Origin of the sequence: Flavobacterium sp. NLM (genome assembly GCF_002210235.1) — a bacterium.
In the GTDB taxonomy this organism is placed as follows: domain Bacteria; phylum Bacteroidota; class Bacteroidia; order Flavobacteriales; family Flavobacteriaceae; genus Flavobacterium; species Flavobacterium panici.
The window spans coordinates 78,343-91,925 of the sequence record NZ_LIAC01000016.1 but is presented as its reverse complement, the minus strand read 5'-3'; the positions used below and the strand labels follow the sequence as shown (position 1 = coordinate 91,925).

Here is a 13,583-nt window from a genome sequence, read left to right as displayed (position 1 = left end):
CTGGATCGATGCCACAACAATTAAAGAAGTAAAATAAGGTTTCAAAAATTTCAAATAAAAAATCCCAAATTCCAATGTTATGTTGGAATTTGGGATTTTTACTTTTTTGGAATTTGATTTATCTATGTCGATAAACTTTGGGTAGACGCACTGCTGTGCGTCTCTACGATTTTGATTGTCAAAATATTCTTGGGCAAAAATTTATTTACAAACCTTTTCTCTACAATCTATATCCACCCCAGCATATTGTAGAGACGCACAGCAGTGCGTCTACGTCCAGCATATCGACAAACGTTACGCCAGACAAATTGTTTATTTTTGGAATCTAAAATAAAAATCTTTGTCGACAAACTTTGCGTAGACGCACTGCTGTGCGCCTCTACGGAATAAATTATGCAAAAAAATCAAATAAAAAAATCCCAAATTCCAAGACAATAATTGGAATTTGGGATTTTTACTTTTCTTGGAATTTAAAATTAATTCACTGCATCCACTAATCGTACAAATTCTGCTCTGTATCCTTCGTCATCATTTGCTAAACCAGATTTTGCTAGTTTTCTAATGTCTGAAGTTGACGAATTACTAATAAATTTAGAATCTCGCAATTTCAAACCAAACCAGGCAACAGCGGTTGTAAATTTAAAATCAGAAGAACTATTATCTAATGAAATTTTTCGATTCGGAATTGTGTTTACGATTTCGATACTTTTATCACCATCAGGCTTTTTATAACGGAATTTAATTGTAGCCAGTTCATCACTGTAATTTGACTCATCTGTTTTTACTTTAGTATATTTTAAGTCAGATGGAACATAATCACTTTCAACTCCCGTTGGAATAATTTCATAAAGAGCCGTTACCGTGTGTCCGCTTCCTAATTCTCCGGCATCGACAGCATCATTTTTAAAATCTTCGTCTTTTAATCTTCGGTTTTCATAGCCAATTAATCGGTATGCCTGAACATGTTTTGGATTAAACTCAATCTGTATTTTTACATCTTTTGCAATCGCAAACATCGAACCTTTAAATTCTTTTCCTAAAAAACGGTTTGCTTCCTGAATATTATCGATATAAGCATAATTTCCGTTTCCTTTATCGGCTAGAATTTCCATTTTACTGTCTTTATAATTCCCCATTCCGAAACCTAAAACCGTTAGAAAAACACCTGATTTTCTTTTCTCTTCAATCAGTTTTTCCATATCATCATCTGTCGATGCGCCAACATTAAAATCACCATCGGTTGCAATTACAACTCTGTTGTTTCCTTCTTTAATGAAATTTTCCTGAGCTAATTTGTAGGCTAATTCGATTCCTTCGCCGCCGGCTGTACTTCCGCCTGCGCTTAGTTTATCAAAAGCATCCATAATTTCATCTTTTTCATCACCAGAAGTCGGTGATAAAACAACTCCGGCAGAACCTGCATAAACCACAATCGAAACTTTATCCTGCGGGCGCAGTTCTTTTACCAAAATTTTCATTGATTCTTTTAAAAGAGGCAATTTATTGGCTTCATCCATAGAACCCGAAACATCAATTAAAAAAACAAGGTTTGAAGCAGGCAGATTTGTCATTGGAATATTTTTTCCCTGCAAACCTATTTTCAGTAACAGCGAATTTTTATTCCACGGACTTTCACTTACTTCGGTATTGATAGAAAACGGATTTTGTCCTTCTGGCTGCGGATATTTGTATTTAAAAAAGTTCATCATTTCTTCGATACGAACGGCATCTTTAGGAACAGGCTGGCCTTCGTTTATAAAACGGCGAATATTGGTGTAAGATGCATTATCAACATCTATGGAAAAAGTAGAAAGAGGAGCTTTTTGTGGAGACTCAAAAGGATTTTCTTCGAGTCCGGCGTAACTTTCAGTATTAGAATCTGAAATATTTTCTTCGGGAATTTCATCAGTCGTTGCGACAACAGTCGTGTCCATGTTCATTGTCTCTTCAGCTGCAGCGTCGTATTTTTTACAACTTAGTACAGTAAGTAAAAGGAATGCTAACAAATAAAATGGTTTATTTTTCATTTAAAATAAATTTTAGGAATTAATAATTTGATTTTTTCTTTCAAATAATAACTAGCATTCCGGATGTACTAAGAAAATTATCTGCAATTTCCCGCAATCCAAATTTGATGCCAAGATTCCTAAAAATTAAACATGAAGATATTTCACCATATAAGTGATATAAGGAAATTTAAGTTTGTTTGTAGTTAATTCGTATTTTTATTTATAACAAATATTATAGACACCGTATATCGTAGAGACGCACAGCAGTGCGTCTACGTCCAGTATATCGGCAAACGTTGCGCAAACTTATAAAAATTCTGTGTAGACAAACTTTGCGTAGACGCACTGCTGTGCGCCTCTACAATTTTGATTGTGAAAATATATGTTGGAAAGTTTATTGGAAATTGTAAACCTTCTCAGGCGTAACGCAATAATCTAATTTTATATCAGATTCAAAAACGTCATCGATTTGATTTACGGATTCGAAGAAAGAAAGACCAATTTTTATGGTTTCCGGTTTACAATTGGCTAAAAATTTATCGTAAAAACCTTTTCCGTATCCAATTCTATTTCCAAAAACATCAAAAGCCAAAAGCGGTACAAAAACAACCTCAATATTTTGAGTCGGAACAGGAAGTCCGTTTACGGGTTCGGGAATATTATATTCATTTTTTTTGATTTTGGTATTATCTGTCAATAAAAAATGAATCATTTCCCTGGTTTCAAAATCGCTTTTTGAGATCACGATTTCTTTGTCTTTTCCGGAAAGTAAATGCAGAATAAACTCGGTATCAATTTCTTTTTGCTCTGTAATGGGCAAAAAAACATGATAATACGTTTTATCCCAAATAGGCAATTGAATTAAATTATTGGCAATAGCCAGACTTTTTTCTTCGATATCACTTTCAGAAAGTTGTTTTCGGAGATTTTTATATTCAAGTCGTAATTCTTTTTTACTCGTCGTCATTTACAGGAGAATTTTTAGAAATGTGATAAATCGCATCGCCTTCATAAACAATTGGCGAGTGGTTTGCATTAATAACATATCCGTCGTGCGGAGCTTTTACTTTTTGCTCAAACTTTCCAAACGGATCTGTAATAATAGCCAGGATAGTTCCTTTGGTTACAAATTTACCAACCATATTATAATCATGAAGCAAACCGGAACATTTTGCCCGAAGCCAGACTGAATATTTTATATAAATAGAAGATTCTAAAGCAGGCTCAACAATGTGTTTTGGATCGAGCATACCTAAATAATTTAGTAAACGCATTACTCCTTTTATTCCTTCATTGGCAACAGCATCATTTATATCAAGCGATTTTCCGCCTTCAAAAAGAAGCATTTTAATATTGGCTTTTTCACAGGTATTTCTAAAAGAACCTCCAATATTTTTGGAATACAAAGTAAAAGGTGCATTAAAAATATCAGCCAGTAATTTCAATTCCATATTATTTTCAGTAATTCGAATCTGTGGAACATTAAAACGACTTGCTCCTCCGGCATGAAAATCGACTGCATAATCGATAATAGGCAAAATCTGCTCTACAATATGATACGCAAATCGGCTGGCCAGAGAACCTTTTTTACTTCCCGGAAAAACCCTGTTTAAATCTCTTCCGTCAGGAAACTCGCGGGATTTATTCACAAAACCATACATATTGATAATGGGAATACAAATTATTGTTCCTCTTTGCGGGCGGTTTATTTTTTTACTGATAATCTGCCGAACGACTTCTACTCCATTAATTTCGTCGCCGTGAATTCCTGCCGAAAATAAAACAACCGGGCCTTCAAGCTTGGAACGACGGACAATTACAGGAATATTGAGTTTTGTTGTAGTATGTAATCGCGCTATTTCGACATTTATGGTTTTATGTTCTCCCGGCAAAATCGATTCGCCAAAAATAACAAGGGGCTTACTATTTTTCATGTAGAATTATAAAATCTAAATATAGAAATTATTCTTTTGATTTCGTAAATTTGAAACTAAATCACTGTTAAGCTTTTTTCAGGAACCAGAATGGTTTTTGAAAACGCTTTTCAACTATCTTCAGAAATAAAACAGAATGTCAAAACCGTCCTTAGATCTACAAATTCTCACCTTGCCGGATAATCCCGGTGTGTATCAATATTACGATAAAGACGGGAAAATTTTATATGTAGGCAAAGCCAAAAATTTAAAAAAAAGGGTTTCCTCCTATTTTAATAAAATTCACGATACGGCTAAAACAAATGTTTTAGTTCGAAAAATCGTAACCATAAAACACATTGTGGTTCCCACAGAAACCGACGCGCTTTTATTAGAAAACAATTTAATCAAAACATTACAGCCAAGATATAATGTTTTGCTGCGCGATGATAAAAGTTATCCTTGGATTTGTATAAAAAAAGAACCTTTTTCGAGAATATTTTTAACGAGAAGAATGGTTAAAGACGGATCTGAATATTTTGGTCCGTACACTAATTTCAAAATGGTTTATACGATTCTGGATTTGATAAAAGAATTGTATCCGTTAAGAACCTGCAATTACGATTTAAGCAAATCCAATATTGAATCAGCCAAATTCAAAGTTTGTCTGGAATATCATATTGGCAATTGCAAAGGTCCGTGCGAAGGCATAGAATCTCTGGAAGATTATCAAAGACAAGTCGATGCGATTCGCGAAATCCTGAAAGGAAACTTTAAGGAAAGTATGAAAGATTTCAAACGTTTAATGGCACAATATGCACAGGATTTGCGTTTTGAAGAGGCTCAGAAAATCAAAGAAAAAATAGAAATCCTCGAAAATTATCAATCAAGATCAACAATTGTAAACCCAAAGATTACCAATATTGATGTTTTCTCGATTGTTTCTGATGAAAGTGCGGCTTATGTCAACTTTTTACAAATTTCTCACGGTTCGATTATTCGTTCGCATACTTTAGAAATCAAGAAAAAACTGGACGAAAGCGACGAAGAATTATTAGAACTGGCGATTATTGAACTTAGAGAGCGTTTTCAATTATTATCAAAAGAAATTATTGTTCCGTTTGAAATTGATTTGGGCGAAAAAATAAAAGTAACCGTTCCGCAGCTTGGCGATAAAAAACAGATTTTGGATTTATCAATTCGAAATGCCAAATTCTACCGAATTGAACAATTGAAACAATTGCAGATTGTTGATCCTGATCGTCACGTTAATAGAATTATGGCGCAGATGCAGAAAGATTTACGTCTTCCTGTTGAGCCTCGACATATAGAATGTTTTGATAACTCGAATATTCAGGGAACAAATCCTGTTGCGGCTTGTGTGGTTTTTAAAGATGGAAAAGCCAGCAAAAAAGATTACCGCCATTTTAATGTAAAAACGGTTGAAGGTCCTGACGATTTTGCTTCGATGACTGAAATTGTGTATCGTCGTTACAAAAGATTATTAGATGAAAATGAACCTTTACCGCAATTAATAATTATAGACGGTGGAAAAGGACAATTGTCTGCCGCTTTAAAAAGTATTGATGAATTAGGTTTGCGAGGAAAAATTGCGATTATAGGAATTGCGAAACGTCTCGAAGAACTTTTTTATCCCGGCGATTCGATTCCGTTATATCTCGATAAAAAATCAGAAACGCTGAAAGTAATTCAGCAGTTACGAAATGAAGCGCACCGATTTGGAATCACTTTTCACCGTGATAAACGAAGCAAAGCAGCACTTAATTCTTCGGTAGAAAGTATTCCGGGAATTGGAGAAAAAACAATGCTCACGTTAATACAACATTTTAAAAGTGTTAAGAGATTGAAATTAGCTTCTGAAAAAGACATATCAGCAGTTGTCGGTGTATCAAAAGCGAAAAAAATTGTCGAATTTTATCATCCAAAAGAAAATTAACTCATTTTGAAAAAGCTCTTTTTACCTATTTGTTTTCTGTTCATTTTTTCTATTTCCTATAGTCAAAATGAAGTTTCGGTTGTACAAAAAGACAAAAGTGAATTTAAAGTAAGTTTTGAAGATGATTTTGAAACATTGAAAATAAAAATTCTAAAACGGGGCAAATTCAAGTCATAAACAATGTTGAAGCTTCGATAACAGGGAAACAATCCAGGTTAGAAGTTAACGATTATAATTTTGACGGGTTTACAGATTTTGCTTCTTTTCATACGGATGATGGTATGGGAGTTTATACCATTTATGAGATTTTTATTTTTAACCCGAAGACAAAACAATTTGACAGTTTAAATTTTCCGTCAAACTTTAGCCCTAAATGCGATATGTTTTGTGATGTGAAAATTGATAAAATTAAAAAGACACTTACATCAAGCTGCAGAGGCGGTGCAAGAAATCATACCGATGTTTGGAAATACGATAAAAACAAAAAATTAATACTTTCAAAAACACAATCATATTAAGATAAATCTAGTATAAAGCCGAAAAAATTACCGACTTTTACAAAACCAATTACTTATTTTTTATGCGCCTCAACAAGCTGTTAATTTTAAAAACTCAGTCAACAGGATTTTCTCCCGTTCCGAAAAATATCGGAGCCATTTGGGGTGCGGCATTGTTGTTTTTTGTGTTTTTATTGCTGCCCGAAAATTCATTTTCGCAGGAAATAAAACAAGACAGTGTAAAAAAAAGACCTAAAATTGGTTTGGTTTTAAGCGGCGGCGGTGCCAAAGGTTTTGCGCATATTGGTGTTTTAAAAGTTTTGGAAGAAGCCGGAATCAAAATCGATTATATTGGAGGAACCAGTATGGGCTCTGTAATTGGCGGATTGTATGCTTCTGGTTATAACGCTTCACAGATTGATTCGATTTTTAAAAGAACCAATTTCGATGAATTAATAAACGATTACATTCCGCGTTCCTCAAAAAACTTTTACGGTAAAAAAAATGACGAATTATATGCGATTGTTTTACCGTTTAGTAATTTCAGAGTGGGTATTCCCGAAGCACTTTCAAAAGGAATGTATAATTACAATTTATTGAGCAGTTTAACGAGAAACGTTCGTCATGTTCGTGATTTCAATAAATTGCCAACTCCGTTTTTATGTATTGGAACCAATATTGAAACGGGTGAAGAAGTACTTTTAAACAAAGGAAATCTGGTTCAGGCCATGATGGCGAGTGCTGCTTTTCCTTCCCTGTTTACTCCGGTTGAAATCGACGGGAATTTATTGGTCGACGGCGGCGTTGTAAACAATTACCCAATTAAAGAAGTTCGTAATCTTGGTGCCGATATTATTATTGGTGTTGACGTTCAGGACGATTTAATGAAGCGAAAAAACTTAAAAAACGCTACCAGAATTTTGGTTCAGATTACTAATTTGCAATCTATAGATAAAATGAAAAGCAAAATAAAGGATACCGATGTTTACATAAAACCGGACATTCGTGACTTTGGTGTAATTTCATTTGACAGAGGCGAAGAAATTATCAGGAAAGGTGAAGAAGCTGCTTTTGCCGTTTACGAAAAAATTAAATCTTTAGTAAACGAAGACAACTTTTATAAAAAACCGAAACTAAAAATTGCTTCAGACACGCTTGAAATCCAAAAAATAAATACGGAACAATTAGATAATTATACGAAAGAATACATTCGCGGAAAACTTCGTTTTAAACCGGGAAGCACAATTACATATGATGATCTGAAAAGGGGAATAAATAATTTGAATGCCACTCAAAACTTTAGTACGATTTCGTATTGTTTACAGCCAGACGGTAATCAGGATGATTTAGATTTGGTATTGAAAGAAAATCCAACACAGACTTTTTTAAAACTTGGACTTCATTATGACGGACTTTACAAGAGTGCTGTTTTATTGAATCTTACTCATAAAAAGACATTTTTAAAAAATGATGTTACTTCGATGGACATTATTTTGGGAGATAATTTTAGATATGATTTCAACTATTATGTTGAAAATGGTTTTAATATCAGCTTTGGTTTCCGTTCCAGATTGAATCAGTTTAACCGAAATGTAACCACAAGTTTAAGCGGACTGGTTTCAGAAAATCCAAATTTAAAACTGATTAATGTTGACTTTTTAGATTTGACTAATCAGGCTTATTTTCAAACCATTTTTGTACAAAAGTTTTTAATGGGCGGCGGTTTAGAATATAAATACCTAAAAATAAACTCGCCTACACTTAGTAATGAAGAAAACATAATAGACAAAAGCAGTTATATCAGCGCGTTTGCTTATTTAAAATACGATTCGTTTGACGATAAACATTTTCCAAATTCGGGATTGTATTTTTCTACAGATTTACAGACTTATTTGGCTTCTTCTGATTATACCAATAAATTTAAACCATTCTCGATTGCAAAAGCAGAAGTTTCTTTCGTTAAAACTGTATTTAGAAAAGCAACCATTAAAATTGGAGCCGATGCCGGATTTAACATTGGCAGCGACAGCGTTCCTTTTTTCGATTTTATACTTGGAGGTTTTGGATACAACAAGATCAACAACTTCAATTATTTCTACGGATATGATTTTTTAAGTATTGCCGGAAATAGTTTTATAAAATCAGATATTACTTTAGATTATGAGATTCTAAAAAAGAATCACATCAATATTTCGGCAAATTTCGCCAACATTGGAGATGATATTTTTACGACAGTCGATTGGATTTCAATGCCTAAATATTCCGGTTATGCTTTAGGTTACGGATTAGAAACTATTATTGGTCCAATCGAAGTTAAACAATCCTGGTCGCCTGAAACTTCAAAAAGCTTTACATGGTTTAGTATCGGATTTGCCTTTTAAGCTGATTTTTTATAAATATTTTATGTTATAAATAATATAATATGTAATTTTGATCAATAAAAATTACGACATTTGTCATAATGAAAACAAATTGGACAGGTTTATTAGAGTATCTTCAATTTCTTATCAAGAGAAATCCAGAGTAATGTCTCTATCGAATTGAGATAATTAGTCAATTGAAAAAATTGGACTGGTTATCTATTCTTCAATTCAAATTTTCGAATTATCTAATTTACAAATTATCTAATTGAAAAAGCCATGCCACTATACCATAAACTTGGGGATTTCCCTCAAAAAAGACACACCCAATTCGAAAAACCAAACGGCGGATTTTATTACGAACAGTTATTTGGAACAGAAGGTTTTCACGGACATTCTTCCCTTTCTTACCATGTTCACAGACCAACGCAGGTTAAAGAAATTTTAAACTCTTATTCGGTTGAACCAAAAATTGCAATCGGAAAAAACATAAAGTCGCTTCTTTTTAAAGGTTTTGAATTAAAACCAGAAAATGATTTTTTGGATAGCCGTAAAGCCATGTTAGTCAACAAAGACTGTATTATTGGTTTGGCTGCGCCGAAAGAATCGCTTCGAAATTATTTCTATAAAAATGCCGATGCTGATGAAATGCTTTTCATCCATAAAGGAAAAGGAAAATTAAGAACCATGTTAGGAAATATTCCGTTTGAATATGGTGATTATTTAATTATTCCACGCGGGATTATTTACCAAATCGAATTCGAAACAACAGAAAACCGACTATTTTATGTAGAATCGTATTCTCCATTTTATACTCCAAAACGATATAAAAACCAATCAGGTCAGCATTTAGAACATTCTCCGTTTTGTGAGCGTGATTTTATTTTGCCTAACGAATTGGAAACACACGACGAAAAAGGTGATTTTTTAATTAAAATTAAAAAAGAAGGCATGATTCACGAAGTGGTTTATGCAACGCATCCTTTTGATGTTGTGGGTTGGGACGGTTATAATTTCCCGTACGGATTCTCGATTCACAATTTTGAACCTATAACGGGACGTGTTCACCAACCGCCTCCGGTACATCAAACTTTTGAAACGGCAGCTTTTGTCGTTTGTTCTTTCTGCCCTAGACTTTACGATTATCATCCGAAAGCAATTCCGGCGCCGTACAACCACAGCAATATAGATTCTGACGAAGTTCTGTATTATGTTGATGGTGATTTTATGAGTCGTAATAATATTGAGCAGGGACATATCACTTTACATCCAAAAGGAATTCCGCACGGACCAGCGCCAGGAGCAATGGAACGCAGTATTGGTCATAAAGAAACTCAGGAATTAGCCGTTATGGTTGATACGTTCAGACCACTTATGGTTACGGAAGAAGCTATGGGTCTTGATGATGGACAGTATTATAAATCTTGGACTGAATAGTTATTGTAATTAATCTAACGCAAAGTTCGCAAAGGATTTTTCGCAAAGTTTGCAAAGATTTTTAATGACGTTTTACTTAAATGAGTTCGCAAAGCTTTGCGTTCTTTGCAATTTTTAAAATCTTAATAATAAAAATCTTTGCGCTCTTTGCGGTAAAAAAAAACAATCTAAAAACAACATTTCGGAAAAATCAAATAAACGATTAACCGATTAAACAAATAAACATTATGTCAAAAGAAGTAAAATCAGTAGAATACGGATTAGAAAAAATCTTTGAAGGAGCACAAGATTTCCTTCCGCTATTAGGAACAGATTATGTAGAGTTTTATGTAGGGAATGCAAAACAATCTGCACATTATTATAAAACTGCTTTCGGATATCAGTCATTGGCTTACGCCGGATTAGAAACCGGAGTAAAAGACAGAGCATCGTATGTTTTGAAACAAGACAAAATCAGAATTGTTTTGACTACGCCTTTAACAGCAGATTCTCCAATCAATGAACATTTGAAAAAACACGGTGACGGAGTAAAAGTAGCGGCACTTTGGGTTGAAGATGCTACAAAATCTTACGAAGAAACAATGAAACGCGGTGCACGTTCTTTCATGGAACCAACTGTTGAAGAAGATGAATTTGGTCAAGTTATCCGTTCAGGAATTTACACTTACGGAGAAACAGTTCACATTTTTGTAGAAAGAAAAAACTACAACGGAGTTTTCTTGCCAGGTTATAAAGAATGGAAATCGGATTACAATCCAGAACCAACGGGATTAAAATATATTGATCACATGGTTGGAAATGTGGGTTGGAATGAAATGAATACCTGGGTAAAATTTTATGAAGACGTAATGGGATTTGTAAACTTTTTATCTTTTGACGATAAACAAATCACTACAGAATATTCTGCATTGATGAGTAAAGTAATGTCAAACGGAAACGGAAGAATTAAATTCCCAATCAACGAACCAGCTAAAGGAAAGAAAAAATCTCAAATTGAAGAATATTTAGATTTCTATGGCGGACCGGGAATTCAGCATATCGCTATTGCTACAGATGATATTATCAAAACAGTATCACAATTAAGAGCACGCGGTGTTGAATTTTTATCAGCTCCTCCTCATACCTATTATCAGGCAATTCCTGAAAGATTAGGCGTTCATATGGATATGATGAAAGAAGATATTAATGAAATTGAAAAGCTTGCGATCATGGTCGATGCCGATGAAGATGGCTACCTTTTACAAATATTTACTAAGCCGGTTCAGGACCGTCCTACCCTTTTCTTCGAAATTATTCAAAGAATGGGTGCAAAAGGATTTGGCGCAGGTAATTTTAAAGCTCTTTTTGAGTCAATTGAGAGAGAACAGGAATTGAGAGGAACTCTATAAAAATGCATTATTTTTGCATTATGCAGAAAAATTCTCTGTAAAACGTTGATTTTTATGCAAATGTTATGTTAAACTTGACTTTTGCTATTTATTTTTTGAACTTTCTATCTATCTTTGCACTCGCAAATCAAGAAGGGGTGGTTTCCTTCTGAATTGATATAAATTTCATAATTTATAGTTTTTTGGTTAGTTAATAGCATAAAAACTCAGTCATCCTTGACTGAGTTTTTTTGTTTTGGTACATTTGGAATAGAATTTGCATTTATTTACCTTTATAATGAAATGTAAAAATTGTACTATGAAAAAGTTCATTCTCGCTATATTAATTCTCTCTACTCTGGCATTCGACACTCAAAAAGAAAATGCTTTTGATACCGGGGAATATTTCAAATTTAGAATTCATTACGGAATCGTAAATGCCGGCTATGCAACTCTTGAAATTAAAGATGCCACAATAAACAATAAAAAAGTCCATCACGCTGTTGGTAAAGGATATACTACCGGAATGTCAAAATTTTTCTTCAAAGTTGAAGATTTATACGAAAGTTATTTTGACAAGGAAAATGGAGACCCTTACCGCTTTGTGAGAAAAATTGACGAAGGCGGCTACACTAAAAATCAGGAAGGTTTTTTTGACCAAAGCGGCAATAAAGTTTTAGTAAAAGATTACAAGCGAAAGACTGAAAAAACGATTGTAATTACTAATAATGTGCAAGATATTGTATCTGCTTTTTACTACTTAAGAAACCATCCGAATATTGATAAATTAAAATCGGGCGAATCGATTACGATTGATATGTTTTTTGATGATGAAATCACAAAATTTAAGTTAAAATATGTAGGCCGTCAAGATATTACAACTAAATTTGGGACGGTTTCTACGATGGTTTTTAAACCACTTGTACAAACAGGAAGAGTTTTTAAAGAAAAAGAAAGTTTAACGCTCTGGATTACAGATGATGACAACAAAGTTCCGATTAGAATTAAAGCGGATTTGGCTGTTGGATCTCTAAAAGCAGATCTCGATGAATATAAAGGATTGAAAAATCCGTTTAAAGTTAAAAAATAATGAACCCTACTGATCATTCAGAATCAATTTTAAAAGAAATTGACCTTAAATTTCAAGCAATAAACCAAAAAACTGATGTTCAGTTAGAAGGATTACTTTGGTCAAAACCAATTACATATTGGGATTACATTCAAACAGACGCTCTTTTAAATTTACAAATACAACGCACAACACTTCCTGATGAAATGGTATTTATCATGTACCATCAGGTTAATGAACTGATTTTTAAAATGATTTTGTGGGAAATCGATCAAATTGCAGACACGCAAAATATTCAGGTTGATTTTTTCAGCGAAAGACTTTCCAGAATTACACGTTATTTTGATATGCTGACAAATTCGTTCAGCATTATGGAAAACGGAATGGAAGTCGATCAATATATGAAATTTAGAAATACACTTACTCCTGCAAGTGGATTTCAAAGTGCTCAATACAGACTAATTGAATTTGCTTCGACAGATGTTATCAATTTGACAGACAGAAGATACAAAGCAAACTTTGACGAAAATACAGATTTAGAAACTACTTTTGAACACCTTTACTGGCAGGCAGCCGGAAAAGATTATCATACGGGCGAAAAATCATATTTACTTCAGGAATTCGAAAACAAATATAAAGTTCAGTTTTTGAGACAAATGTCTACGTTTAAGACTAAAAATATTTGGCAGAAATTCACGCAATTGCCTATCGAAGATCAGCAAAACCAAGAATTAATTCACGCAATGCGTCATTATGACAAAACGGTGAACATTACCTGGGTTATGCAGCATCTTAATACTGCAAGAAAATACATCTTAGAAAGTGGAAAAGGTAACGGCGAAGCAACCGGCGGAAGTGACTGGCAAAAATATATGCATCCAAAATACCAAAGACGCATCTTTTTTCCTAAATTGTGGACCGAAGAAGAATTGTCCAATTGGGGAAATGAAGACCTACTTTAATTTCCTGCAAAA

The 13,583-nt window shown here is 33.7% G+C and carries 10 protein-coding genes; 7 read left to right on the top strand and 3 right to left on the bottom strand.

Annotated features, from left to right (window positions below; all coding sequences use genetic code 11):
• Positions 1-476 precede the first annotated feature (476 nt).
• The 3 genes from APR43_RS20075 to APR43_RS20065 all read right to left on the bottom strand — a co-directional run bounded on the left by APR43_RS20075 (position 477) and on the right by APR43_RS20065 (position 3,943).
• Positions 477-2,027: a vWA domain-containing protein gene (locus APR43_RS20075; RefSeq protein ID WP_053473376.1), complete on the bottom strand. Its 1,551-nt coding sequence runs from the start codon at positions 2,025-2,027 to the stop codon at positions 477-479.
• Between the two features lie 376 nt (positions 2,028-2,403).
• Positions 2,404-2,976, bottom strand: coding sequence for a 5-formyltetrahydrofolate cyclo-ligase (locus tag APR43_RS20070; protein WP_053473377.1), 573 nt, complete (start codon positions 2,974-2,976; stop codon positions 2,404-2,406).
• Complete coding sequence (locus tag APR43_RS20065; RefSeq protein WP_053473378.1) at positions 2,963-3,943, bottom strand: succinylglutamate desuccinylase/aspartoacylase family protein; 981 nt, start codon at positions 3,941-3,943, stop codon at positions 2,963-2,965. Before APR43_RS20065 ends, APR43_RS20070 begins: the two co-directional genes overlap by 14 nt.
• A 136-nt stretch (positions 3,944-4,079) precedes the next feature.
• Between APR43_RS20065 and uvrC the strand changes: the two genes are divergently transcribed.
• From uvrC to APR43_RS20030, 7 genes are all read left to right on the top strand, one after another.
• Positions 4,080-5,879: an excinuclease ABC subunit UvrC gene (uvrC, locus tag APR43_RS20060; protein WP_053473379.1), complete on the top strand. Its 1,800-nt coding sequence runs from the start codon at positions 4,080-4,082 to the stop codon at positions 5,877-5,879.
• Between the two features lie 134 nt (positions 5,880-6,013).
• On the top strand, positions 6,014-6,397 hold the full coding sequence (locus APR43_RS24795) for an XAC2610-related protein (protein ID WP_410503596.1): 384 nt from the start codon (positions 6,014-6,016) through the stop codon (positions 6,395-6,397).
• Positions 6,398-6,459: 62 nt separating this feature from the next.
• Positions 6,460-8,757: a patatin-like phospholipase family protein gene (locus APR43_RS20050; protein WP_082356460.1), complete on the top strand. Its 2,298-nt coding sequence runs from the start codon at positions 6,460-6,462 to the stop codon at positions 8,755-8,757.
• A gap of 258 nt (positions 8,758-9,015) precedes the next feature.
• Complete coding sequence (locus APR43_RS20045; protein ID WP_053473381.1) at positions 9,016-10,173, top strand: homogentisate 1,2-dioxygenase; 1,158 nt, start codon at positions 9,016-9,018, stop codon at positions 10,171-10,173.
• 227 nt (positions 10,174-10,400) lie between these two features.
• Entirely contained in the window at positions 10,401-11,561 is a 1,161-nt protein-coding gene (gene hppD, locus APR43_RS20040; RefSeq protein ID WP_053473382.1) for a 4-hydroxyphenylpyruvate dioxygenase, read from the top strand.
• 298 nt (positions 11,562-11,859) lie between these two features.
• Positions 11,860-12,630 carry a DUF3108 domain-containing protein gene (locus APR43_RS20035; protein WP_053473383.1) on the top strand — a complete coding sequence of 257 codons (771 nt, stop codon included), beginning with the start codon at positions 11,860-11,862 and terminating at the stop codon, positions 12,628-12,630.
• Positions 12,630-13,571, top strand: a complete 942-nt coding sequence (locus APR43_RS20030; protein ID WP_053473384.1) for a tryptophan 2,3-dioxygenase family protein — start codon at positions 12,630-12,632, stop codon at positions 13,569-13,571. The genes APR43_RS20035 and APR43_RS20030 overlap by 1 nt, the downstream gene beginning before the upstream one ends.
• Positions 13,572-13,583: the final 12 nt, after the last annotated feature.

Coding starts and splice junctions, on each gene's coding strand:
- APR43_RS20075 (WP_053473376.1), bottom strand. CDS start 2,027: ATGAAAAATAAACCATTTTATTTGTTAGCATTCCTTTTACTTACTGTA.
- APR43_RS20070 (WP_053473377.1), bottom strand. CDS start 2,976: ATGACGACGAGTAAAAAAGAATTACGACTTGAATATAAAAATCTCCGA.
- APR43_RS20065 (WP_053473378.1), bottom strand. CDS start 3,943: ATGAAAAATAGTAAGCCCCTTGTTATTTTTGGCGAATCGATTTTGCCG.
- uvrC (WP_053473379.1), top strand. CDS start 4,080: ATGTCAAAACCGTCCTTAGATCTACAAATTCTCACCTTGCCGGATAAT.
- APR43_RS20050 (WP_082356460.1), top strand. CDS start 6,460: ATGCGCCTCAACAAGCTGTTAATTTTAAAAACTCAGTCAACAGGATTT.
- APR43_RS20045 (WP_053473381.1), top strand. CDS start 9,016: ATGCCACTATACCATAAACTTGGGGATTTCCCTCAAAAAAGACACACC.
- hppD (WP_053473382.1), top strand. CDS start 10,401: ATGTCAAAAGAAGTAAAATCAGTAGAATACGGATTAGAAAAAATCTTT.
- APR43_RS20035 (WP_053473383.1), top strand. CDS start 11,860: ATGAAAAAGTTCATTCTCGCTATATTAATTCTCTCTACTCTGGCATTC.
- APR43_RS20030 (WP_053473384.1), top strand. CDS start 12,630: ATGAACCCTACTGATCATTCAGAATCAATTTTAAAAGAAATTGACCTT.